Genomic DNA, 21,566 nt, shown 5'->3' with positions numbered 1-21,566 from the left:
GACAGCGACCCGGAGAAACGTCACTCCTGCTCATTGAGCGCGGCGGTGATCGCCTCAGCGGCGTCCTGGTCGAGCATGGTCGTGATGTCGGTGTCCAGCACCGCGCCGAAGCCCGCGTCGTACACCGCCGCGCTCACGCAGTAGCCGGTGTCGAGCACGAAGGTACGGAACGCCCACTCGGACCCGGTCCCGGCCGTGCCGTCCGGGCGCTGCACGCGTACCGGCTTGCCGTCCGGGCCGAACCCGAACTCGCTGAACCGGAACTGCATGCCCTGCCCGATGGCCTTGCTGTACGCCTCCTTGAGGGTCCACAGCCGCACCAGGCTGGGGTTGCGCTGCTCCTGTTCCAGCGAGGCGAGGGTGACCAGTTCGTACGGCGTGCACACATGGCGGCCCAGGCCGCTGCCGTACATCTGCCGGTCGGTCCGTTCGGCGTCCACGCCGATCAGACCGCGGGTGGTGAGGCCGACCAGCAGCAGGTCCTCGGTGTGGCTGAGGCTGATGTCGATCTGGTCGCAGCCGCGCAGATACGGCCGCCCGGTCGGCCCGTAGGCCAGCTCCAGGTCGTCGGGGTCGCCGTTGAGCACCGCGCCGGCGGCGAACTTCAGCAGGATCCGCGAGGCGGCGTAGCGGCTGCGGACGGCGGGGTGGGCGAGGTCGAGATAGCGGGACCAGTCCCGGCCGAGCAGCGCGCGCAGTTCCTCGCCCTCGGGCAGGTCCGGCTGCAGATCGGCCAGCTGGGCGTAGATCAGCGCGGTTCCGTAGGCCGTCAGGTCGGCGCGGACCCTGTCCCAGGCGGCAACCCTCGCGCCCACCTCGACCGGCTCGCCGAGGGGTGGGCCGAGAGTGGAGTTCCCGGGGACGGTCATCCTTGCTCCTCCAGACGGTGGATCAACAGCATTGGGTGTTCCAGGTGCGCGGTGGCGCGGGTCTCACGGTGCGGCGGCTCTCGCGCCGCCGGCGACCAGGGAGTGGATCTGCTGGAAGGTGCGGGCCTCCAGGACCTGCCGGACCGGGATCCGGCGCCCGGTCTCGTCCTCCAGCAGTGACACCAGCCGGAGCAGGTGCAGCGAGTCCCAGCCCTCGACGTCCGCGAGGTCGGTGTACGCGTCCCGGTCGGACAGTTGCAGGCCCAGTTCGGTGCGCAGCAGCCGCAGAAAGCCGCCCAGGTCGTCGATGCCGCTCATCGGCGGTCCCCTTCCGGTCCGTCGTTCCGGTCATGCCCGTCGTTCGGGCCGCCCGCGTCGAGCCGTTCGATCCGGGCGTCGAGGGTGAGGTGTTCCGGCACCGGCAGGACCGTTCGCAGGTCATGGCGCAGCAGTACGCCGGCACCGTCGCCGTCCTCCCCCACCTCCTCGAAGCCGAGCGAGGGATAGAAGTCCCGCACCCGGTGGTTCTTCGCGGTCGGCCGGTACCGCGCGTGCACCGCGGCGAGTCCGGCGTCCCGCGCCCGCTCCAGCAGGACGGCAACGCAGCCCTGCTCGATGCCCCTTGCCAGAACTCGGCAGCTCAACCAGATGTTGTCCAGATGAAGTCCGTCGGCCGCGCGATGGCCGAGCACCGCCCCGACGAGCCCGTTGTCGCCGAACCGGTCGGTCGCGCGCGCGACGAGCACCAGCTGCCGCGGATCGGCGGCCCGTGCCTCCAGGTCCGGCTGCGCCAGCCGCAGTCCGGTGAGGTTGAACTGGTTGGTGCGCTGCGTGAGCTGGGCGAGCCGGGCGAACTCGTGCCCCAGGGGCGCGCTCAGCTCCACCCCCACCTTGAGCTCGCGAAGGAAGTCCGCGTGCGAGCCGCTGACCTCGCGCAGCTCCCGGCGTTCGCGCTCCACCCGGTACTGCCCGGTCCTGGCCCGGTCCTCGTCCGTCAGCCGGGGCGTGTCGAACCAGCCGTCCGCCAGCAGCCGCGTCACATGCAGCGCGGGTTCGTCGTCGAGCGGGACGACGGCGACCTGCGGGGCGCCGTGCCGCACCTGGGCGCGTTCGGCCGGGGAGTCGTCGGCGAGGACGAGGGAGTCGAGGCCGATGCCGAGGCGGTCGGCGATATCGGCGACATTGCCGTCCTTGGGCCGCCAGTTGGCGTTGACCTGCACGAAGTCCGTCTCACGCAGCACCATGTCGGGGTGGTCGCGGAGCACGGCGAGCACCGGCTCCGCATCGTTCTTGCTGCTCACGGCGAGCAGCACGCCCTGCGAGCCGAGCTGCTTGACGGTCCGCTGGAACGCCCCGAAGGCCTCGCCGCGCAGCGTCCCCGCCGCCGCGATCCCGTCCGCCCCCGCGTCGCCCAGGATGCCGTCCCAGAGCGTGTCGTCCAGGTCGAGGACCAGGCACTTCTTCGTCATCCCGCGCAGCGACCTGGCGAGATGCGCGGCCTCCCGGGCGTAGGCGGCGAGCAGCGCCGCGGTGTACTGGGCCTTGGCGTAGCCGGCCAGCCGGGGATCCAAGACGGGGCCGGTGTCGGCGATCAGCGGATCGAGGTCGATGACGGCCAGGCCCGGGAAGCGTTCGGTCAGCCGGAGCAGCGCCGCGTTGAACTCCCGCCACACCGCGCCGAGTCGGGCCCGCGAGCGGTGGTCGACGAGCTGGTGGGTGTGGCGGCGCAGCAGCGGCAGGGTGTTGAGCACGAGCGTGCCGCCGGTTCCGTCCGCCGTCCCGGCGAGCCGGGCGTGCTCGGCGGCCAGGCCGGTGAGCCGCTCCAGTACGCCGTCGGCGGCGCGGGACAGCGCGGCGACGTCCCAGGGCAGCGGCACCTCGGAGAAGACGGTCTCGGCGTCGAGCAGGCACAGCGAGAGGTCGGCTCCCAGACCGTGGAAGAGCCCCTGCTCGGAGGTCAGATCGTGCAGGTAGGCGCCGTGGTCGCCGAGCACGGGGTGCAGCAGCAGCCCGTGCCGGGCCAGTTCCGCGGTGAGCGGGTCGACGAGCTGGGCCACGGTGGACTGGCCGGTGACGGCGACGGTGACGACAGGGGTGCCCGGATGGGCGGCCAGGACGGCGGCGCGGTCGAGGCCGGCGAGCAGCCGGCCGGCGCGCGGCAGATCGGCGGCCGCGGACGTGCCGGGGTCGTCGGTGAGCTCCGCGAGCAGCGGGGCGACCCGGTCGTACTCCGCCTCGAGCCGCCCGAGTGCCTTGAGCTCGCGCAGCCGTTCCAGTCCTGTTGTCATGTAACGCAATCCGTCCTTCTCAGACCTTCTCAGACCTTCTCCAGAGCGAGCCCGGTCTTGATCCACTTGCTGGACTCCACCGCGATGGTGAGCGCCCGCTGGCCGACCCGCAGTTCCGGCAGCAGTCGTTCGATCTGCTGGAAGGGCAGGGCGTTGCCGGTGTTGCCGGTGTCGGAGACACAGCTGATCTCGCGGGCCCCCGGCACCGCCAGGTGCTCGACGATGCGCTGGGTCATCCGGGTGGAGAGCTGCGGCGGCAGCAGGAAGTCGAGGTCGCCGATGCCCCAGTCCAGCAGGCCCAGGAGGTCCCAGAGGATCTCCACGGCCATGACGGGGACGCTCTCCTCGATCTCCTTGTAGTCCTCGGAGATCATCTGGCGTTCGGTGTGCCGGTCGGTGATCCCGTACCAGTCGATGATCTGGCCGGGCGGCCGGCCGAGCCCGGCGAAGCGGTTGAGCACCCCGCGCAGCGCGACCCGTTCCCCGGCCGGCTCCGCGGTGAGGACGGCGGCGCCCGCGCCGTCCCCGAACAGCACGTAGTTCACCAGCTCCTCGGTGGGCATCCGGCTCAGGTCGCGGCGCAGGTCGAGATGGCGGTTGGTCACGTCCCCGCCGATCACCAGCCCCGCTCCGCAGCCGCCGGCGATCAGCGAACGTCCCAGGTCGATGGCCTGCACCGCGCCGGAGCAGCCGGCCTGGAGCTGGTACGCGGGCAGGTAGTTGAGCCCGAGCCGGTCGGCGACCCGGGCGGCGGTGGTCGGCAGCAGGGTGTCGGGGGTCGCGGTGGCGAGGACGAGGAACTCGATGTCGGAGGCGTCGAGTCCGGCGCCGGCGATGGCCAGGTCCCCGGCTTCCGCGCACAGGTCGGTGAGGCTCTGGTGGACCTCGCCGGTGGCCAGGTCCCAGGCGAAGTGCCGGGTCCTGGTGCCGACGAAGATGTCGATCCACTCCTCGCTCACGCTGAGCAGCTTCCCCAGGGTGCTGTTGTCCACCGGCGCTCCGGGCAGCGCTGTACCGGTGGAGGCGAGGTACGCCGTCGTCCCGGTCATGGCGTACGCACGCTGACGCACTCGGTCAGGAACTCAGCCAGCGAGCCGACGGACCGCAGCGCGGGCAGGAGTTGCTGTACGGAGATCTCGCCGGCGCTCGACAGCCGCGCCTCGATCCGGTCCTTGAGCTGCATGATCATCACCGAGTCGAATCCCAGGTCCTCGTAGAAGCGCGCCGAGGCCACCACCTGCTCCAGCGGATAGCCGCCGACCTCCGCGACGGCCTCGACGACGGCGGCCAGCACCGGGTCCCGCTCCTGCGACAGCGCGTCCAGCCGGGCGGGTGGAGCGTCCGCCGGCTCGGCGAACTCGGCCGGGAGCGCGGCCGGGGGGCCCAGCGCGAGCACCGGCTCCACCGGGCGTACGGCGGCCTTCGGGCTCCTGGCGGTCTGCTCCGACGGCTCGGCCGGCCGGTTCCAGAAGCGGTGCCGGTCCGAGAACACATACGGCCGCAGCCGTTCGGCCGTGCGCTGCCGCGGTGCGTAGAGCGCGTCCCACTCCGGGTCGAGTCCGGCCCGGTAGAGCGCGGCGACCAGTTCGGCCAGGTCCCGGCCGGACGCCTCGGCGCCCGGCGCCGGGTGCAGGAACTCGATGTCCCCGCGCAGCCCGGCCCGTCCCGCCAGCGGCAGCAGCTGCGGCTTGGGGCCGATCTCGATCAGATGGGTGGGTGCCAGCGCCTCGTTGAGCGCGCCCAGCGCGGACGAGAAGAGCACCGGCTCGGCTGCCTGGCCGGTCCAGTACGCGCCGTCCATCGGCTCGTCGCGCAGCATCCGCCCGTAGCGGGTGGAGGCCAGCGGCACCTGTGGCGGCGCGGCGGCGACGGTGCCGGCCGTCTCCGCGAACAGGGACAGCGCCGGGGCCATCAGCGGTGAGTGGAAGGCGTGCGAGACCGGTACGGCCCTGGTCCGCACCCCCCGCGAGCGCAGGATCTCCGCGATCCGCTCCAGCGCCTTCACGGCGCCGGACAGCACCACGTCGGCGGGCCCGTTGACCGCGCCGAGGCCCACCTGCGGCTCGTCGTCGAGCAGGCTCCGCAGATCGGCGGGGCTCGCGTTGACCGCCAGCATGCCGCCGCCCGCGGGGAGTTCCTGCATGAGCGCACCGCGGACGGCCACCAGCCGGGCCGCCTCGTCCAGGCTCAGCACTCCGGCGAGCACCGCCGCCGGGTACTCGCCGATGCTGTGGCCGAGCACGGCGGCAGGCTGGACGCCGAGTTCGGTGAGGGTACGGGCCAGGGCGTAGCCGACCGCGAACAGGGCGGGCTGCGCGGTGCCGGTCTCGTGAATGCGCTGCTCACCACCCAGGATCAGATCGCGGACGGAGCCCCCGGTGTGCGGGGCGAGGGCCGCGTCGGCCTCGTCGAGAAAGTGCCGGTACACGGCGGAGTCACGGTGGAGCCCGGCGGTCATCGCCGGGAACTGGCTGCCCTGGCCGGTGAAGAGGAACGCCACCACGGGCCGGCTCCACGGCCGGTGCGCGACCCCGCCCGGCAGGTCCTGCCCGGCGGCCTGCCGCAGCCCCGCGGCGAGTTCCGCGGTGTCGCGGGCGGTGAGGGCGAAGCGGAACGGCAGCCCGGTCTTGATCCGGTTGCTGCTCCAGCACAGCGCCGCCGCCTCGCCGCGCGGCCGCTTCGCGACGGCCTCCGCCTGGTCCGCGAGATTGCGGCGCAGCGCTTCCGGGGTGTCGCCGGTGAGGGTGAAGACGCCCGCCGCGCCGGCGGCCGTGTCCCGCCGGACGCCGGACCCGACGGCCTTGTTCCTGGTCCTGGGCGCGGTGGCGAGCACCGCGTGCGCGTTGGTACCGCCCATGCCGAAGCTGCTCACCCCGGCCACGGCCTCGCCGGGCGGCAGCCGCAGCGGCGACTTCAGCAGCCGCAGCCCGCGCTCCGCGAGCCGCAGCTGCGGGTTCTCGCGGTCCGCGAACCGGCTGGCCGGGACGATCCGGTGGTGCAGCGCCAGCGCCGCCTTGATCAGCCCAGCGATGCCCGCCGCGCCCTCGGTGTGCCCGAGGTTGCCCTTCACGGAGCCGATCGCGCACGGTTCGGCGCGCTCCACACCGTGCACCGTGCCCAGCGCCGCGCATTCGATGGCGTCGCCCAGCACCGTGCCGGTGCCGTGCGCCTCGATGAACGAGACCTGCTCCGGGGTGACGCCGGCCCGCCGGTACGCGGCCTCGACGACCTTCTGCTGCGACCAGCGGTTGGGGGCGGTGACACCGTTGCTGCGGCCGTCCTGGTTCACCGCGGTGCCGCGGATCACCGCGTAGATCCGCTGCCCGTCGGCGAGCGCGTCCGCGGTCCTGCGCAGCACGACCAGGCCGACGCCGTCACTGCGCGCGATGCCGTCGGCGTCCGCGCTGAACGGACGGCAGCGGCCGTCCGAGGAGGCCAGCCCCAACTGGGTGTAGACGATGCCGAGCGCCGGGGACAGCACCAGGTTCACCCCGCCGGCCAGCGCCGTGTCGCACTCGCCGGACAGCAGCGCGTTGGCGGCCAGGTGCACGGCGACCAGCGACGAGGAACAGGCGGTGTCGACGGCGAGGCTCGGCCCGGTGAGGTTCAGGTGGTACGAGATCCGGTTGGCGGTCATCCCCGCGCTGCTGCCCGCGCCCAGCTGCGGGGTGATCTCCGTGTGGTCGCCCATCCGCAGCCGGCCCCACTCGCCGCCCATCACCCCGACGAAGACACCGGCGTCCGTGCCGGCCAGCGCGCCCGGGGCCCGCCCGGAGTCCTCCAGGGCGCGCCAGGCGCACTGCAGCAGCAGCCGGTGCTGCGGGTCCATCGCGGCGGCCTCGCGCGGCGCCACCGAGAAGAAGTCGTTGTCGAAGGCGTCCGCGTCGTCGATGAAGCCGCCGCGCGTCATCTCCGAGTGCACGGCGCCGGGCTCCTGCGAGGCGTAGTCGCGGGGGTTCCAGCGCTGCTCCGGAATGTCGCCGACGGCGTCGCCGCCGCGCATCAGCAGGTCCCAGTACGCGTCGCTGCCCGGCGCTCCGGGGAACGCGCAGTCGAGCCCGACGATGGCGATGGAGTCCATCAGCGGTTGTCCTCCCCGACCCGTGGGATCTCCACTGCCATGTACCCGACGAGGCTCTCGACCGTCGGGTGGTCCCACAGCAGGGTGGGCTCCACGTACAGCCCGAACTGGTCCTCCAGGTCACCGCACAGGCTCAGCGCGGCCACCGAGTCCATGCCGAACTCGGCCAGCGGCACCGTCGGGTCGATGCTGTCGGCCGGGCGGTTGAGGTAGAGCGCGAGCCGGTCGAGCAACCAGCCACGGTGCAGGTTGTCGGCGAGCACAGCACTGTGCCGGGTCGTCGGAGCGGTCATCGCTGGACTCCTTGGGTACGCGTCAGGCCCATGAACCGTCAGCCGGGAATGGGAGTGTTGTAGAGGTCGTAGCTGCGCTGGGCGCTGAAACGGACGTGGACTTCGTGCCGGAGCCGGGTCTCGCACTCCCCCGGCAGATCGGGGACCTTCGCGCCCAGCCGCCGCGCGATGCGGTGCAAGGCAGCGGCCGCCCAGGCCGGGTCGGCCAGGAACGGGTCGGAGCCGTCCTGGTTGTGCCGCCACACCCCCAGCACGGCGGACGCCGCGAGCAGCAGCGCGTACCGGTCCATCAGGGCGAACGAGGCAGGACCCACCGGGGTGGTGCGGTCCGCGGGCTCCAGGGCCAGGACCCGGTCGCGCAGATCGCGGAACTCCTCCACCAACTGCCCGGCCAGCCCGCGCAGCGCCTTCTCCACCGGGCTGCGGCCCGGAATCGCGGCGGCGACCGACAGCAGCGACGCGCTGAGGCTGTCGCGGCCGCAGGCCAGGCTGAGCGACTCGGTGCGCAGCGGCGGCAGTTCGGCGCGCGGCCGGAAGAGCCCGGCGGGCGCGTCGTCCTCGACGAACCAGGACTGCCGGGCCAGCCGGTGCAGCTGCGGGATGACGGTGGCCTGGCAGGCCACCGATCCGGCGTGCCCGAGGCTGAGCACCGGCACGTCCCTGACGTGCTTCTGGAAGATGCCCAGCGTGCCCTCGCGGGTGTAGAACCCGGCGCCGAGCACGATCGACAGGTCGTACATCGTCTCGGTGAGGATCCGGGGCAGCAGGTACTTCAGCGCCGCCGAGTACACGCTGGTCTGCGTCGGCAGCAGATGGATCGCGCGCATCGCGACGAGCGCCAGGCTGTCGTACAGCAGAAGGTTGACGAAGGCTCCGGTCGCGGCGGCGTCGGTGCGCTGCGCGTCGGAACGGGCGCCGGCCCAGCCGCCGCCACGGTGCTCGTGGTCGAAGCGGACCGCCGTGCGCAGGCTGGTGTCCACGGCCGCGAGCGCGGTCGCGGCGATGACGGTACGGCTGATCTGAAAGGACCGCAGCGCCGTCTCGATACCGCTGCCGACCGGCCCGAGCAGCGCGGACTCCGGCACCGGGCAGTCGTCGAACTCCAGCCCCGCGAAGGCGTTGCCGCGCAGTCCGACCGGCATCTGGTGCGGCACGATCCTGGAGCGGTCCACGGGCAGCTCGCCCGGGTTCAGCAGCAGCACCGAATGGCTGCGGCTGCCGGGCGCCGGGTCGGTGCGGCAGAAAAGCACCAGGGCTTCGGAACGGGCCAGGTTGTTGATCACCGGCTTGCCGCCGCTGAGCAGGAACCCGCCGCCGTCCGCCCGCCGCGCCGCGACCTGGCTGCGGACCAGCTGGTTGCTGTGCGCCGTCTCGTGCTGCGCGATGGCCGCCTTCGCGCCGCGCAGCATCGAACCGGCGAGCCACTCCTGCTGCTCGTCGCTGCCCGCCATCCAGACGTCGGAGGCGGCCATGTACGACATCATCCCGTAGCTCATGCCGAGCCCGACGTCCCGCCGGAAGACCGGGCGCATGACGCGGACGAGGGTGTCGATGGAGTCCAGCCGGCCGCCGAGCCTGCTGGGGACGAACTCGCGGTTCATCCCGAAGTCGTCGAGCAGCGCCTCGCCCCGGGTGAACGGCACCGCCGCCCGGTCGGCGTTCAGCACCGCGTGGTAGCCGCAGGGATTGCCGGGATCGGTGGGATCGCCGAGCAGCGCCTCCAGTTCGGCGACGCGCGCCTGCACCGCAGCCTCACGCTGCTGCGGTGCGGGTGCTTCGGCGAGGGCGGCGGGGCCGCCGGTCGCGGGCCTGGTCACCACGGCCTGCCTCTCCCACCGGCGGGTTCCGGTTGCAGCAGGTCCTCGCCGAGCAGGGTGTCGCGGGCCCGCACCTCGGCGTGCACGGCCGGGTCCAGCGCCTCGTACTCGCCGCGCAGTTCGCCGTCGAGGAACAGCTGCCGCATCAGAGTGCGCTGCACCTTGCCGCTGGTGGTCCTGCGGACCGTGCCCGGCCGGACCAGCAGGACGTTGCCCGCCGGGATGTTGAAGTCCTGGCCGATCATCGCCTGCACCTGCTGAGCCAGTGCGCGCAGGCTCGCCGCACTCGCGCCCTCGCCCTTGACCTCCTGCACCACCACCAGCTGCTCGCGCCCGGCCTCGACGCTGAAGGCCGCTCCCGCGCCGTGGCCGAGCGCCGGGCTGGTGGCCCGCACCGCGAACTCGACGTCCTGCGGGTACACGTTCCGCCCGTTGATGATGATCACTTCCTTGAGGCGGCCGGTGACGAACAGCTCGCCGTCGTCCAGCACGCCCAGGTCCCCGGTGCGGAGGAACCCGGTCTCACCGTCGTTCAAGGTGCCGTGGAAGGTCGCGTCGGACTCCTCCCGCCGCTGCCAGTAGCCCTGGGCGACGCTGTCGCCGCGCAGCCAGATCTCGCCGACGGCGCCGGCCGGCAGCTCCCGGTAGCCGGCCGGGTCCACGATCCGTACGTCGAAGTCGGTGACCTGTCCGCTGCTGACCAGGGTCCGCTGCGGCTTGCCCGGCTCGGCCGCCGCCAGCTGGTCGCGCTCCAGGGCCTTGGTGTCCGCCTGCTTCTCGGTGAACGGGGCGTCGGGGACGCCGCCGGACACGATGAGGGTGGCCTCGGCCAGCCCGTAGCAGGGGTACAGCGCCTGGGGCCGCAGCCCGGCGGGGGCGAAGCGCTCGGCGAACGCCTTGAGGGTGTCGGCGCGGACCGGCTCGGCGCCGTTGAGCGCGAGCCGCCAGCGGGACAGGTCGAGCGCCTCGATCTGCTCGTCGGTGACGCGGCGCAGGCACAGTTCGAAGCAGAAGTTGGGGCCGCCGCCCGCGGTCACGCCGTACTCGTCGATCGCCTGCAGCCAGCGCACCGGCCGCTTGATGAAGGAGGTGGGCGACATCTGCACCGAGGAGCTGCCCAGCCAGAGCGGGTGCAGCAGGTGGGCGATGAAGCCCATGTCGTGGAAGTGCGGCAGCCAGCCGCCGAACCGGTCCTCCGACGTGGTGCCCAGGGACCGGGCGATGGCCGCCTCGTTGGCCATCAGGTTGCGGTGCGAGACCATGACGCCGCGCGGGTCGGAGACCGAGCCCGAGGTGTACTGCAGGAACGCCAGGTCGTCGGGGCGGGCCGCGACGGGCTGCCAGGCGGCCGGGTCGCCGAAGCCGGTGTTGTCCGTGGCCAGGCAGACCACGTCCTCGCGGCGGGCCCGGGAGAGCCACAGCGCGATGTCCGGCGCGTTGGCCCGGTCGGTGAGCACCAGCTTCGCTCCGGAGTCCCGGATCACCGCGGAGGTACGGCTCAGCCGCTTCTCCTGGCCGGCGTCACCGGGCAGCGGCGCCGGCACGGCCACCGCTCCGGCGTACAGGCAGCCGATGAACGCCTTCAGGAACTCGGCCGTCGTCGGGTACAGGAGCAGCACCGGCTGCCCCTCCACGCCGTGCAGCTGCAGGACGGAGGCGATCCGCCGCGCTTCCCGGTCCAGCTCCGCGTAGGTCAGATGCTCGGCCGCCATGGCCGGTCCCGCGTCCCGGAGGAAGACATGGGCGTCCGCGTCGGCGAGCTCCGCGGCCCGTTCCAGGACAAGCTCGGTGAAAGTGGCGAAGCCTGACAATGACATCCCCTCGACATCCCCTCGCGGCGCAGCCACCGGTCCGCTGACAGACCGGCGTGGAACGGGTCCCGCACATGTCGTTGGAGGATCGGTCGAGTGGCTAAAGCAGCGGTTGCGTGAACCGGTTGACACGGCCGACCAGCGGCCAAGAGGATGGATTGGAGGTTGGTGACGTGCGTCACCGATCCTGCGGAGCGGACCCCCGGCAGTTCCTGGAGGAGCCGTGCGGAGCCCGGCATTCCGGACAGTGTTTCCTCCCCCCGCCCCCGGGGCCCGGCCACAGCGGCCCGGCGGCGACGTGCGACCGCGATGACCGGCCATCTGCTGGCAGCGGGCCGCTGGCATATGGCACAACCGTTGCTAAAGTCGCCTCTGGGTGAGGGGGTAGCCATGGCTGTGACTGTTCGAGGCGGGGCGGCGGAATCCGACGATGTCGGTCTTGCCTTGTACCAGGCATTGCGTGATCAAGGGTCGTGCCCACCGGCGACGGCCGCGGCACGACTGGGTCTCACCGCCACCGAGGCGGCGACCGGCTGGGCTGAGCTCCGGGAGCTGGGGCTGATTCGCGCCGGACGCAGCCCGGAGGAGGTCGACCCCGTGGATCCGGACACCGCGCTGATCAGCCTGCTGGACCGGCAGCGGGCCGCACTGCAGGCGCAGCGTGAAGAGCTGACCGCGATCGTCAGGGCGTCGGAATCCTTGATGGAGCGCTACCGTCCCGCGGTCCAGCGGGACGCGGCCAAGGTCGAGGTCGAGATCATCACCGGTGACGGCCGCAAGCGGCAGATGGTCGGTGACTACTACGCCACCCTCACCACCCGCTCGCGGTCCATGCATCCGGGGCCGCTGCCGCCGGCCGAGGTACTGGCCGAGTCCCTGCAGGGCGACGCCGACATGGTCAAACGCGGTATCCGGGTGCAGGCGATCTACACCCAGGGCATCAACTCGGCGCCGCGGCAGCGCAAGTACCTCTCCGAGCTGGCCTCCGCGGGTGTGGAGGTCCGGCTGGCGCCCCAGGTCCCGCTGGACCTGAGCATCGGCGACATGCACACCGCGATCCTCGCGGCCAACCCCGACAACCCGTCGGAAGCCGCGCTCCTGGTCCGCGGTAGGGCGCTGGTCCGTACCTACAGCGCCCTCTACGAGGACTGCTGGTTGCGCTCCGTGCCGTACTCGACCAAAGTGGCTGACCGGTTCGACTCCGCGAGCGAGCTGACCGAACAGCACCGCACCGCCATGCGTCTCCTGGCCAATGGACTCACCGATGAGCGGATCGCCAGGAAACTGGGGATCTCACTGCGTACGGTGAGCCGCCTGGTCTCCGAGGTCATGAGATACCTGCAGGCCGAGAGCCGGTTCCAGGCCGGCGTCCTCGCCGTCACTCATGGGTTCATCTGACCTCATGACCTTCCGATTCGCGCCATTGCGCACTTACGCACCTGCCCTAACTGGCCACTTGCCGTCCATTTTTGGCACTCTGGCATTGCTACAAGGGCATCCCGAACCCGTGAGCAATCTCCTGCCTTCCCAGACAAGGATCACGATGTCGAGCATGCAGCACCTGACCAAGATCACTGCGGTCGCAGCCCTGGTGCTCGCCCTTTCTTCAGTCGGCGGGACCGCCATGGCAGCGACGCATGACTCCGGCACGGAGTCGCAGCGCACGTCACAGAGCGCCAGCCCGGAGTTGTGGGACCAGACAGCAGCACCCGCCATCTGGGTGCCCGCCTCGGCGACTGCCTGACAACAGACCTTCCCCCCTCCCCCACAGCGCTGTACGGCTCGCGGCTACGCCGCGGGCCGTACAGCGCTGTGTACGTCCGGACGCGTTTCGGCCAGAGCGACAGCGATTTTCAGCCATGTCGCTCGGAAGGCCGCCCGGATGCGTGGTTACGCGGGTTACGGAGTGCGGCACGAGGCAAGGGTGCCTTTTCAGCCATGAGGGGCCGTTCCCGGCCAGCCGGCACCGAATCTTTTCAGCCGTTCTCGCCCGGCCGCTCACGGACCGTCGCCGGCCCGGGTCCGCTCCGTGCAGGCCGGGGCGCGCTCAGCCCGTGAGGCGGTCGCGGCCCAGCGTCCGCAGCACGTCCTCCTGGGCGTAGAAGACCTGCCGCCCGTCGCGCTTGCGCCGCCACTGGTGCTCATTGGCGAGCCAGTAGACGGTGCCTGCGGGAATCCGCCAGGCCGAGGAGATCTCGCGGGCGCTGAGCCCGGGCGGGACCCCGTCACAGGCCCGGCCCCGGTACAGGGCGCGCCAGCGCTCCGGCGGCCAGACATGCGCGCGCTCCGTATCGCACTCCACAGCCGGGGGAAGCGTGGAACCGGGTTCACGGACGACGGCGGTGAGGCGGCCGGGGCAGGACTGCACGATGCACGGGCCAACGGGGATACGGCGCTCCAGACGGGGTCGGGCGATCTTCATGCAGCGGCGCACGAGTGCGTCGACCTCGGCCGCGGCGTCCTCGGCCGCGGGGTGGACGGCCAGCCACGCCAGATGGCGTCGTAGGAATGCGGCGAGGGCCGGCACCGTCCGCAGGGGGAGGCGGACGGTGCGGCCCTCGACTATCAGATCGGCCCAGGAGGCGAGGGTGCCTCGGATGTCGGCGCGCGCATCGACAGCCGGCCCGTTCAGCGGGATGCCGGGCCGGCCACCTGCGGTGACACGGTCGCCACCGTCCACAGCCGGAACGAGCGCAGCCTCCAACTCGCCATATACCCGGGGAAGCAAGGCGAGTTGCCGATCCAACCGCTCCTGGCAGGGGAGGCACAGCGCAGGATCCGTGTCCACGCATAGATGCCCGGTACGGAATTCGCTCTCCTGCACTCCGCTGTCCCTTCCTCGCCGAGGCGGTAAGAAGAGAAAAGCAGGAGAGCGACCACCCGGACAATGAGTTCCAACGTGCCGGATCGCGCCATGGCGTGGCCTCGCCCTTAGGAGCCCCCGAGGCGATCTTGCGAGGTCAGGCGGGCAGCACGGCTTCGATGGCTTCGACCAGCTCAGCGGCCTCGGGCTCGGTGCGCGGCCGGAACCTTCCCGCCACCTCGCCGTCCGGGCCGATCAGGAACTTCTCGAAGTTCCACTGCACGTCACCGGCCTCGCCCTCGGCGTCCTTCGCCTGCGTCAGCTCGGTGTACAGCGGGTGCCGCTCCTCGCCGTTGACGTCCGCCTTCTCGAGGAGCGGGAAGCTCACACCGTAGCTGGTGGAGCAGAAGGTCTGGATCTCCTCCGCGCTGCCGGGCTCCTGGCCGGCGAACTGGTTGCTGGGCACACCGAGCACGGTGAAGCCGCGCTCCGCGTACCGCTGCTGCAGCCGCTCCAGGCCCTCGTACTGCGGGGTGAGACCGCACTTGGAGGCGACGTTGACGATGAGCAGCGCCTTGCCGCGCTGGTCCGCCAGCGAGGCGGGCTCGCCGGACAGGGTGCGCAGCGGGATGTCGTACAGGCTCACAGGGGTCTCCTACTTGTCCTTGACTACTTGTCCTTGACGGTGATGCCGAGGGTCTGGGCGAGCACCGGGGCCAGGTCGAAGAGCTGGAGGGTGGTGATGAGGGCACCCTTGAGCGATTCATGGCCGTCGGCGAGTTCGAGGGTGGTGGCGCCGCGCAGATCGGTCTTCTTCAGCGTGGCGCGGGCGAGGTGGACGCGCTCCAGCCGGGTGCCGGGGAAGGTCACCCCGGTGAGCTTGGCGCCGCCGAGGTCGACGTCCCGCAGCACACAGTCCTCGAAGACCACGTCGTGCAGCGTGGTGGCCCGCAGGTTCACCGAGTCGAACTTGCACTGGCGGAACACCACCCGCCGCAGCACCGAGCCGTACGCCTCGATGCCCGCCAGGGCGCACGCCGAGAAGGTGGTGTCGAGCCAGGAGGACTCGGCGAGCGCGGTGCCGGTGAAGCGGGTGGCCTGCGCCCAGACGTCGTTGAACCGGGCGCCGCGCAGCGGGGTGCCGGTGAAGCTGCAGTCCGTGATGGCGCACTCGAGGAAGTGTGCCCCCGAGGCCTTCTCGTCCTCGAAGGTGAGCCGGTCGAAGTGCACGGTGTCGTACCGCTCGTCGACCTCCAGGCCGCCCTCGTGCGGGCGCAGCAGGTCGGCGTAGCGCAGGTCGGCGAGCTCCTCGGGTGGTGTCACATCCTGCAGCCTACGTCCCGGCTCCGACAGCGGGGCTCGCGGTGCCCATCGGTCACATAAGGGACATTGGCCCCGCCGCTTGCTACGTTGCAGCCCATGAGCGCAACGACCACCGACGCTCCCCCGCCCCTCGTGCTGCTGCCGAAGCGGCGCGGCGTGGAGCTCTCCCTGCTGATCGGTGCGGTTCTCATCTCGGTGTACGGCTACGCGGAAGTGGGACTGGCCAGGAACGGCGCCGTGCCGCCCGACGCGGCGGGGTACGGAGCGGGGCTCGGCGTGCTGGCCCTGCTCGCCCATGTCGCGGTCAGGGCCCGCGCGCCCTACGCCGACCCGCTGCTGCTCCCGATCGCCGTCCTGCTCAACGGGGTCGGGCTGGTCCTCATCTACCGGCTCGATCTGGAGCCGGTGCTCGGTGCCGAGGGCGCTCCCACCCAGCTGGTCTGGTCGACGCTGGGCATCGGGCTCTTCATCGCGGTGGTCCTGGTGCTGCGCGACCACCGGGTGCTGTCGCGCTACGCGTACGTCTGCTGCGCGGCGGCCCTGTTCCTCATGGTCGTCCCGATCTCCTTCCCGGCGATCAACGGCGCCAAGATCTGGATCCGGGTCGCCGGTTTCTCGATCCAGCCGGGCGAGTTCGCCAAGATCCTGCTCGCGCTGTTCTTCGCCGCGTATCTCGCCACCAACCGCAACGCCCTGGCGTACACCGGCCGCACCTTCTGGAAGCTGCAGCTGCCCACCGGCCGGGTGCTCGGCCCGATCGTGACGATCTGGCTGCTCAGCGTGTGCCTGCTGATCGCGGAGCGGGACCTGGGCACCTCGCTGCTCTTCTTCGGGCTGTTCGTGGTGATGCTGTACGTCGCGACCGGCCGGACCGGCTGGATCGCGGTGGGGCTGCTGCTGTCGGCGCTCGGCGCCTTCGCCGTCGGTGCGGTCGAACCGCATGTCCACGCGCGGGTGGAGGACTGGCTGCACCCGTTCGCCAGCATCGAGGCGGGCGACGGACCCAACCAGCTCGCCCAGTCGCTGTTCGCCTTCGGCGCCGGCGGCATGCTCGGCACCGGCCTCGGACAGGGCCACTCGTATCTGATCGGCTTCGCCACCAAGTCCGACTTCATCCTCTCCACGGTGGGCGAGGAGCTGGGCATGGCGGGGCTGACGGTGCTCCTCGTGCTCTACGCGCTGCTGGTGGCCCGCGGCTACCGGGCGGGGCTGGCGCTGCGCGACCCGTTCGGCCGGCTGCTGGCGATCGGCCTCGCCTCGATCCTGGCCCTGCAGGTCTTCGTGATCGCGGGCGGGGTGATGGACCTGATCCCGCTCACCGGCATGGCGATGCCGTTCCTCGCCCAGGGCGGTTCGTCCGTCGTCACCAACTGGATCATCGTCGCGCTGCTGATCCGGCTCAGCGACAGCGCGCGCCGTCCCCTGCCGGACGCGGGTGCCTGGTGATCCGCTACATCCGGCGGGCCGCCGCCTGCTGTCTGGTCCTGCTGGTCGCGCTGCTGATCAACACCAGCCGGGTGCAGATCTTCCAGGCCGACTCGTTCAACGCCAATCCGGCCAACCGCCGCGCGATGATCGCCCGCTACGACCAGCCGCGCGGCGACATCCTCGTCGCGGGGAGGCCCGTCACCGGCTACCGGGAGACCGACGACCAGCTGACGTATCTGCGCACCTACACCCAGGGGCCGCTGTACGCGCCCGTCACGGGCTATGTGTCGCAGCTGTACGGCACGAGGATGCTGGAGGGCACCGAGGACGCCGTGCTGTCCGGCACGGACCCGCAGCTGGCCTCGCTGCCGCTGTGGAACGAGATCACCCGCGCCCGGCAGAAGGGCGGTGACGTCCACACCACCATCAACCCGGCCGCCCAGGAGGCCGCCTTCACCGGGCTCGGCGACCGCACGGGCGCCGTCGCCGCGCTCGACCCGGCCACCGGGCGGATCCTGGCGCTGGTTTCCACGCCCTCCTACGACCCCTCGGGGATCGCGGGGACCGGCCGTGACGTCAACGCCGAGTGGGCCCGGCTCACCTCCGATCCCGAGCAGCCGATGCTGGACCGGGCGATCCGCCAGACATACCCGCCGGGTTCCACCTTCAAGGTCGTCACCGCCGCCGCGGCCCTGGAGTCGGGCAAGGTCACCGATCCGAAGGCCCCGACGAAGACCCCCGAGCCCTACACGCTGCCCGGCACCACCACCCAGTTGGAGAACGAGGCGGCGGGCTGCGCCGACGCCACCCTGCTCGTCGCCTTCACCGTCTCGTGCAACACCGTCTTCGCGAAGCTCGGCGTGGACGTCGGGCTGAAGGGGATGGTGAAGCAGGCGCAGGCGTTCGGCTTCAACGACCACCGGCTGCGGATCCCGCCGAGCGTCGCCCCGAGCAACTTCGACACCAGGATGGGACCCGACCAGGTCGCCCTGTCGTCCATCGGCCAGTTCGACACCACCGCGACCCCGCTGCAGATGGCGATGGTCGCGGCGGCGGTCGTCAACGGCGGTGAGCTGATGTCCCCGTACCTCGTCGACCGGATCACCAACTCCAACGGGGTCACGGTCGCCGCGGCCGCCGGCCGCCTCCTGCACCAGGCCGTCAGCTCCGGCACCGCCGTCCGGCTCCAGCAGATGATGGAGGCCGTCGTCACCAAGGGCACCGGCACCAACGCGGCCATCCCCGGCATCACGGTCGGCGGCAAGACCGGCACCGCCCAGCACGGCGTCGGCAACAAGGGCATGCCGTATGCCTGGTTCATCTCCTACGCCAAGTCCGCCGCCGGCCAGCCGGCCGTCGCGGTGGCCGTCGTCGTCGAGGACGCCGAGGCCGTCCGGGCCGACATCTCCGGCGGCGGCAGCGCGGCCCCCATCGCCCGCGACGTCATGCGGGCCGTCCTGGGCTGACCGGCGCCACCGCTGAACGGGGCTGCGGGGCTGCGGGGTCTAGTAGATCTTCGGGAAGCTGAACGCGTAGCCCTGCTGCTTCAGCCACGGAAGCACCTTCTCCAGGGCCGCGACCGTCTGCTCGCGCTTACCGCCGCCGTCGTGGAAGAGGAGGGTCGGACCGCCCGCCACCTCCTTCTTGACGGTGCTCACGATGGCGCCGACACCGGGCTTCTCGAAGTCCTTGGAGTCCACGTTCCAGCCGAGCGGCCGCATTCCGTGCGCCGCGGCGAGCTTGCGGTTGAAGGGGGTGAAAGCACCGCCCGGGGCCCGCCAGTACTGCACCTTCACACCACCGGAGGCCTCCTCGATCATCCGCTGCGCGTCGAGGGTCTCCTGGCTCTGGTACGCCTCGGACTTCTTGTCCATCCCCGTGTCGTGCGTCATCGAGTGGTCACAGAGCCGGTGTCCGGCGGCCACGATCTGCCGGATGAGGTCGGGGTGGGCCTTCGCCTGCGGACCGATCACGCAGAAGACGGCCTTCACATCGTTCTGCTTCAGCACCTCGAGCACCTTGGGCGTCCAGGTGGGGTCGGGGCCGTCGTCGATGGTGATGTTGACGGCCTTGCCGCCGCTCTCCGGCATGTGCACGATCTCGATCGGCACCGGCCGGGCGGGCTTGGCGTCCACCGTGGGCTTGGACTCCTTCGCGTCCGCCTGTGCCTTGTTGTATCCGGACACCGCCAGGGCACCGGCTATCGCGGCTATCAGGGCGATGACCGAGGCAACGGTTATCGCTACGTTCCGCTGGCTCGCGGTGAGTCGCGCCATGGGTTGAGTCCCCTTCTCTCGTCGCGTCGCAGCACGGCAGGACTGAACACACAGCCAAACCCCCGTACATCTGCAGTGATAGATGCCGGTGACAGCGCGGCGGTTCCTACTTCTTCGGCGCCGCTGACAATCCCGTGCAGCCGCGCAGCCCGGCGCGGCGGTCGTTGATGCGTTTGGCCCCGGCGTCCTCCTGGGGCATGGGCACACCGTGGTTGTCGACGAAGGCCGGCGTGAAGCGCTCGCCCGCGACCTTCCCCTTGGCGATGGTCAGGGTGGTGATGCCGGTGTCGTTGGAGTTCGGGTAGGGCGAGGTGCCGTACCAGAGCAGATTGCCCATGCCGTAGGCGACATAGGTCTGCCGCATCATCCCGGAGCCCAGCATCACGTGTGCGTGCGTGCCGACGACCGCGGTGGCCCCGGCCGCCGCCAGCTTGGCCGCGATGGACTTCTGCTCGGGCCCCGGGCAGGACTGCCCCTCGGTGCCCCAGTGCAGATAGACGACCACGACGTCGGCCTTCTTCTTCGCCGCCTTGACCGCCGCCACCAGCTTGGTCTGCTCCAGTGCCGAGGCGATGCCCGGCTTGGACGCCGTGGCGCGCCAGTTCTGGTTGGTGATGTCCTGCACCTGGCTGGCCGCGAGGACGGCGAGCTTCACCCCGCGGATCGTCTTCAGATACGGACGGTAGGCCTGGGCCTCGTTCGCACCGATGCCGACGACCGGGATCGGCGCGTCCCTGACCGCCGCGAGGGTGTCCGTCAGCCCCTGCGCGCCGTAGTCGACGGCGTGGTTGTTCGCCATCGAGACCGCGTCCACGCCCGACTTCTTGAGGACGTCGAGCGCGGTGGCGGGGGTCCTGAAGTGGTACGTCTTGGGCTGCGGGGTGCCCCGCGTGGTGATCGCCGTCTCCAGGTTGACCATGGAGAAGTCGGCCGCCGCGAGGGTCTTGGAGAGCGGACCGATCGCCGGCTCCGTCATCCCGTTGACCAGCCGGGGCTGCGTACGCTCCGTGAAGTGCACGTCGCCGCCGAACGCGAGGGTGATCGTCCCCGGTGCGGCCGGTGTCGTCGCCTCCGGCGCCACCGAGCCTTCGGGCAGGCCGTCGACCTGTGCGGTGGGCGCGGCGGACACCGGCGCCAGTACCTCGGGCGACGGCTTCGAGCCGGATCCACAGGCGGCGCTGAGGGTCAGCAGTGCGAGCCCCAGCGCCATGCGTACGCGCCGTCGCGCTCTCGGTCCTTCAAGCATCGAGCAAGCGTACGACTCCCGAGCAGATGTTCTTGACGTCCTGGGAACTCTCCCCGGGATTCAGGCGGTCTCCGTTCCCGAGCCGAGGGTGATCGCGTCGGCGACCTCCGCGACGCGGGCCGACTCCTCGGCGGCGAAGCGCTCGGCGTCGAGCTTCTCGGCGATCTCCTCGTCCTCGGCCATGAGCAGATCGAGACTGGAGTCGCCCATGTCGAAGACGCCCATGTCGACATAGGCCTGTTGCAGCCGGGGGCCCCACAGACCGATGTCCTTCACACAGGGCACGATCCGGCTGAAGAGCAGTTTCCGGAACAGGTGCAGGTACTCGGAGTTCTCGCTGAGTTCCTCGGAGTCCTTTCGCGGGATTCCGAAGTTCTCCAGGACCTCGACCCCGCGCAGCCGGTCGCGCATCAGATAGCAGCCCTCGATGACGAATTCCTCACGTTCCCGGAGTTCACCGTCGCTGAGCTGCTGGTAGTAGTCACGCAGGGCCATCCGCCCGAAAGCGACGTGCCGGGCCTCGTCCTGCATGATGTAGGCCAGGATCTGCTTGGGCAGCGGTTTGTCCGTGGTGTCGCGGAGCATGCCGAACGCGGCGAGGGCGAGTCCTTCGATGAGGACCTGCATTCCGAGATAGGGCATGTCCCAGCGGGAATCGCGCAGGGTGTCGCCGAGCAGGCCCTGCAGGGAATCATTGATCGGATACAGCATCCCGACCTTTTCCTGCAGGAACCGGGCGTATATCTCGGCGTGCCGGGCCTCGTCCATGGTCTGGGTCGCGGAGTAGAACTTGGCGTCCAGGTCGGGGACGGATTCGACGATGCGGGCCGCGCAGACCATGGCGCCCTGCTCGCCGTGCAGGAACTGGCTGAACTGCCAGGACGCGTAGTGCCGTCGCAGGTCCTTCTTGTTCTGTTCGTCCATCTTGTCCCAGTAACGGGTCCCGTAGACGGTGAGCGCCTCGTCCGGGACGCCGAGCGGGTCGTAGGGATCGACCTCCAGGTCCCAGTCGATCCTCCGGACGGCGTCCCACTGCTTGTCCTTGCCCTTCTGGTAGAGGGCCAGCAGCCGGTCGCGCCCGTCGTCGTACTCCCAGGAGAAGCGGGCCGCGCCGCTCGCCGTGACCTCCCAGAGCGCTTCGGTCGGTGCTGTCGTGTAGAGCTCGTGCGTCGACACTGACGCCTCCTCGTGGCTCGCCCGAAATTCGTTACGGGGTCCGGTCGTTGGCCGTGCGGTCGTTGGCGGTCGTTCGCAGACTCACACGCCGGTTACCGCCGGGTCAACAAGTTCTGCGCGAGGGATTGACGTCCTTGCTGACACGCAGTCTCATA

At 71.1% G+C, this 21,566-nt stretch carries 18 protein-coding genes; 4 read left to right on the top strand and 14 right to left on the bottom strand.

The window, feature by feature from the left end:
- Positions 1–20 precede the first annotated feature (20 nt).
- The 8 genes from O3W51_RS06490 to O3W51_RS06455 all read right to left on the bottom strand — a co-directional run bounded on the left by O3W51_RS06490 (position 21) and on the right by O3W51_RS06455 (position 11,165).
- Positions 21–869: a 4'-phosphopantetheinyl transferase family protein gene (locus tag O3W51_RS06490; protein ID WP_138350856.1), complete on the bottom strand. Its 849-nt coding sequence runs from the start codon at positions 867–869 to the stop codon at positions 21–23.
- 63 nt (positions 870–932) lie between these two features.
- Positions 933–1,187: a phosphopantetheine-binding protein gene (locus O3W51_RS06485; protein ID WP_138350857.1), complete on the bottom strand. Its 255-nt coding sequence runs from the start codon at positions 1,185–1,187 to the stop codon at positions 933–935.
- On the bottom strand, positions 1,184–3,157 hold the full coding sequence (locus O3W51_RS06480; RefSeq protein ID WP_269284461.1) for an HAD-IIIC family phosphatase: 1,974 nt from the start codon (positions 3,155–3,157) through the stop codon (positions 1,184–1,186). The genes O3W51_RS06485 and O3W51_RS06480 overlap by 4 nt, the downstream gene beginning before the upstream one ends.
- A 29-nt stretch (positions 3,158–3,186) precedes the next feature.
- Positions 3,187–4,206, bottom strand: a complete 1,020-nt coding sequence (locus O3W51_RS06475; RefSeq protein WP_198356984.1) for a 3-oxoacyl-ACP synthase III family protein — start codon at positions 4,204–4,206, stop codon at positions 3,187–3,189.
- Positions 4,203–7,238: a type I polyketide synthase gene (locus tag O3W51_RS06470; protein ID WP_269284457.1), complete on the bottom strand. Its 3,036-nt coding sequence runs from the start codon at positions 7,236–7,238 to the stop codon at positions 4,203–4,205. The genes O3W51_RS06475 and O3W51_RS06470 overlap by 4 nt, the downstream gene beginning before the upstream one ends.
- Positions 7,238–7,531 carry an acyl carrier protein gene (locus tag O3W51_RS06465; protein WP_138350861.1) on the bottom strand — a complete coding sequence of 98 codons (294 nt, stop codon included), beginning with the start codon at positions 7,529–7,531 and terminating at the stop codon, positions 7,238–7,240. The genes O3W51_RS06470 and O3W51_RS06465 overlap by 1 nt, the downstream gene beginning before the upstream one ends.
- 38 nt (positions 7,532–7,569) lie before the next feature.
- Positions 7,570–9,351 carry an acyl-CoA dehydrogenase gene (locus tag O3W51_RS06460; RefSeq protein ID WP_269284454.1) on the bottom strand — a complete coding sequence of 594 codons (1,782 nt, stop codon included), beginning with the start codon at positions 9,349–9,351 and terminating at the stop codon, positions 7,570–7,572.
- Positions 9,345–11,165 (bottom strand): fatty acyl-AMP ligase, encoded by a 1,821-nt coding sequence (locus O3W51_RS06455; protein ID WP_269284452.1) that lies wholly within the window; start codon positions 11,163–11,165, stop codon positions 9,345–9,347. Before O3W51_RS06455 ends, O3W51_RS06460 begins: the two co-directional genes overlap by 7 nt.
- Before the next feature lie 384 nt (positions 11,166–11,549).
- Here O3W51_RS06455 and O3W51_RS06450 point away from each other — a divergent pair, with 384 nt between their 5' ends.
- Both O3W51_RS06450 and O3W51_RS06445 read left to right on the top strand, forming a co-directional pair.
- On the top strand, positions 11,550–12,557 hold the full coding sequence (locus O3W51_RS06450; protein WP_138350864.1) for a helix-turn-helix transcriptional regulator: 1,008 nt from the start codon (positions 11,550–11,552) through the stop codon (positions 12,555–12,557).
- Between the two features lie 154 nt (positions 12,558–12,711).
- Positions 12,712–12,903, top strand: coding sequence for a hypothetical protein (locus O3W51_RS06445; RefSeq protein ID WP_138350865.1), 192 nt, complete (start codon positions 12,712–12,714; stop codon positions 12,901–12,903).
- Between the two features lie 303 nt (positions 12,904–13,206).
- Here O3W51_RS06445 and O3W51_RS06440 read toward each other — a convergent pair whose 3' ends face one another.
- The 3 genes from O3W51_RS06440 to O3W51_RS06430 form a co-directional block, all read right to left on the bottom strand.
- A complete protein-coding gene (locus O3W51_RS06440; RefSeq protein WP_198356987.1) occupies positions 13,207–13,839 on the bottom strand; it encodes a hypothetical protein in 633 nt (210 codons plus the stop codon).
- Positions 13,840–14,119: 280 nt separating this feature from the next.
- A complete protein-coding gene (locus O3W51_RS06435) occupies positions 14,120–14,608 on the bottom strand; it encodes a glutathione peroxidase (protein ID WP_138350866.1) in 489 nt (162 codons plus the stop codon).
- A gap of 23 nt (positions 14,609–14,631) precedes the next feature.
- Complete coding sequence (locus tag O3W51_RS06430) at positions 14,632–15,285, bottom strand: pentapeptide repeat-containing protein (RefSeq protein ID WP_138350867.1); 654 nt, start codon at positions 15,283–15,285, stop codon at positions 14,632–14,634.
- Positions 15,286–15,381: 96 nt separating this feature from the next.
- Between O3W51_RS06430 and O3W51_RS06425 the strand changes: the two genes are divergently transcribed.
- Positions 15,382–16,731: an FtsW/RodA/SpoVE family cell cycle protein gene (locus tag O3W51_RS06425; RefSeq protein ID WP_138350868.1), complete on the top strand. Its 1,350-nt coding sequence runs from the start codon at positions 15,382–15,384 to the stop codon at positions 16,729–16,731.
- Positions 16,728–18,179, top strand: a complete 1,452-nt coding sequence (locus O3W51_RS06420) for a penicillin-binding transpeptidase domain-containing protein (RefSeq protein WP_198356988.1) — start codon at positions 16,728–16,730, stop codon at positions 18,177–18,179. Before O3W51_RS06425 ends, O3W51_RS06420 begins: the two co-directional genes overlap by 4 nt.
- 39 nt (positions 18,180–18,218) lie before the next feature.
- Here O3W51_RS06420 and O3W51_RS06415 read toward each other — a convergent pair whose 3' ends face one another.
- The 3 genes from O3W51_RS06415 to O3W51_RS06405 form a co-directional block, all read right to left on the bottom strand.
- Entirely contained in the window at positions 18,219–18,989 is a 771-nt protein-coding gene (locus tag O3W51_RS06415; protein ID WP_269284435.1) for a polysaccharide deacetylase family protein, read from the bottom strand.
- Between the two features lie 106 nt (positions 18,990–19,095).
- Positions 19,096–20,235: a CapA family protein gene (locus tag O3W51_RS06410; RefSeq protein WP_138350871.1), complete on the bottom strand. Its 1,140-nt coding sequence runs from the start codon at positions 20,233–20,235 to the stop codon at positions 19,096–19,098.
- Positions 20,236–20,295: 60 nt separating this feature from the next.
- The gene (locus O3W51_RS06405; RefSeq protein WP_138350872.1) at positions 20,296–21,411 is read right to left on the bottom strand and encodes a ferritin-like domain-containing protein; all 1,116 of its coding nucleotides are present in this window, start codon (positions 21,409–21,411) and stop codon (positions 20,296–20,298) included.
- Positions 21,412–21,566: the final 155 nt, after the last annotated feature.

The organism is Streptomyces sp. H39-C1 (genome assembly GCF_027158125.1).
GTDB classification, from domain to species: domain Bacteria; phylum Actinomycetota; class Actinomycetes; order Streptomycetales; family Streptomycetaceae; genus Actinacidiphila; species Actinacidiphila fildesensis.
The sequence above is the reverse complement of the archived record's forward strand: the minus strand, read 5'-3'. Positions and strand labels throughout refer to the sequence as shown.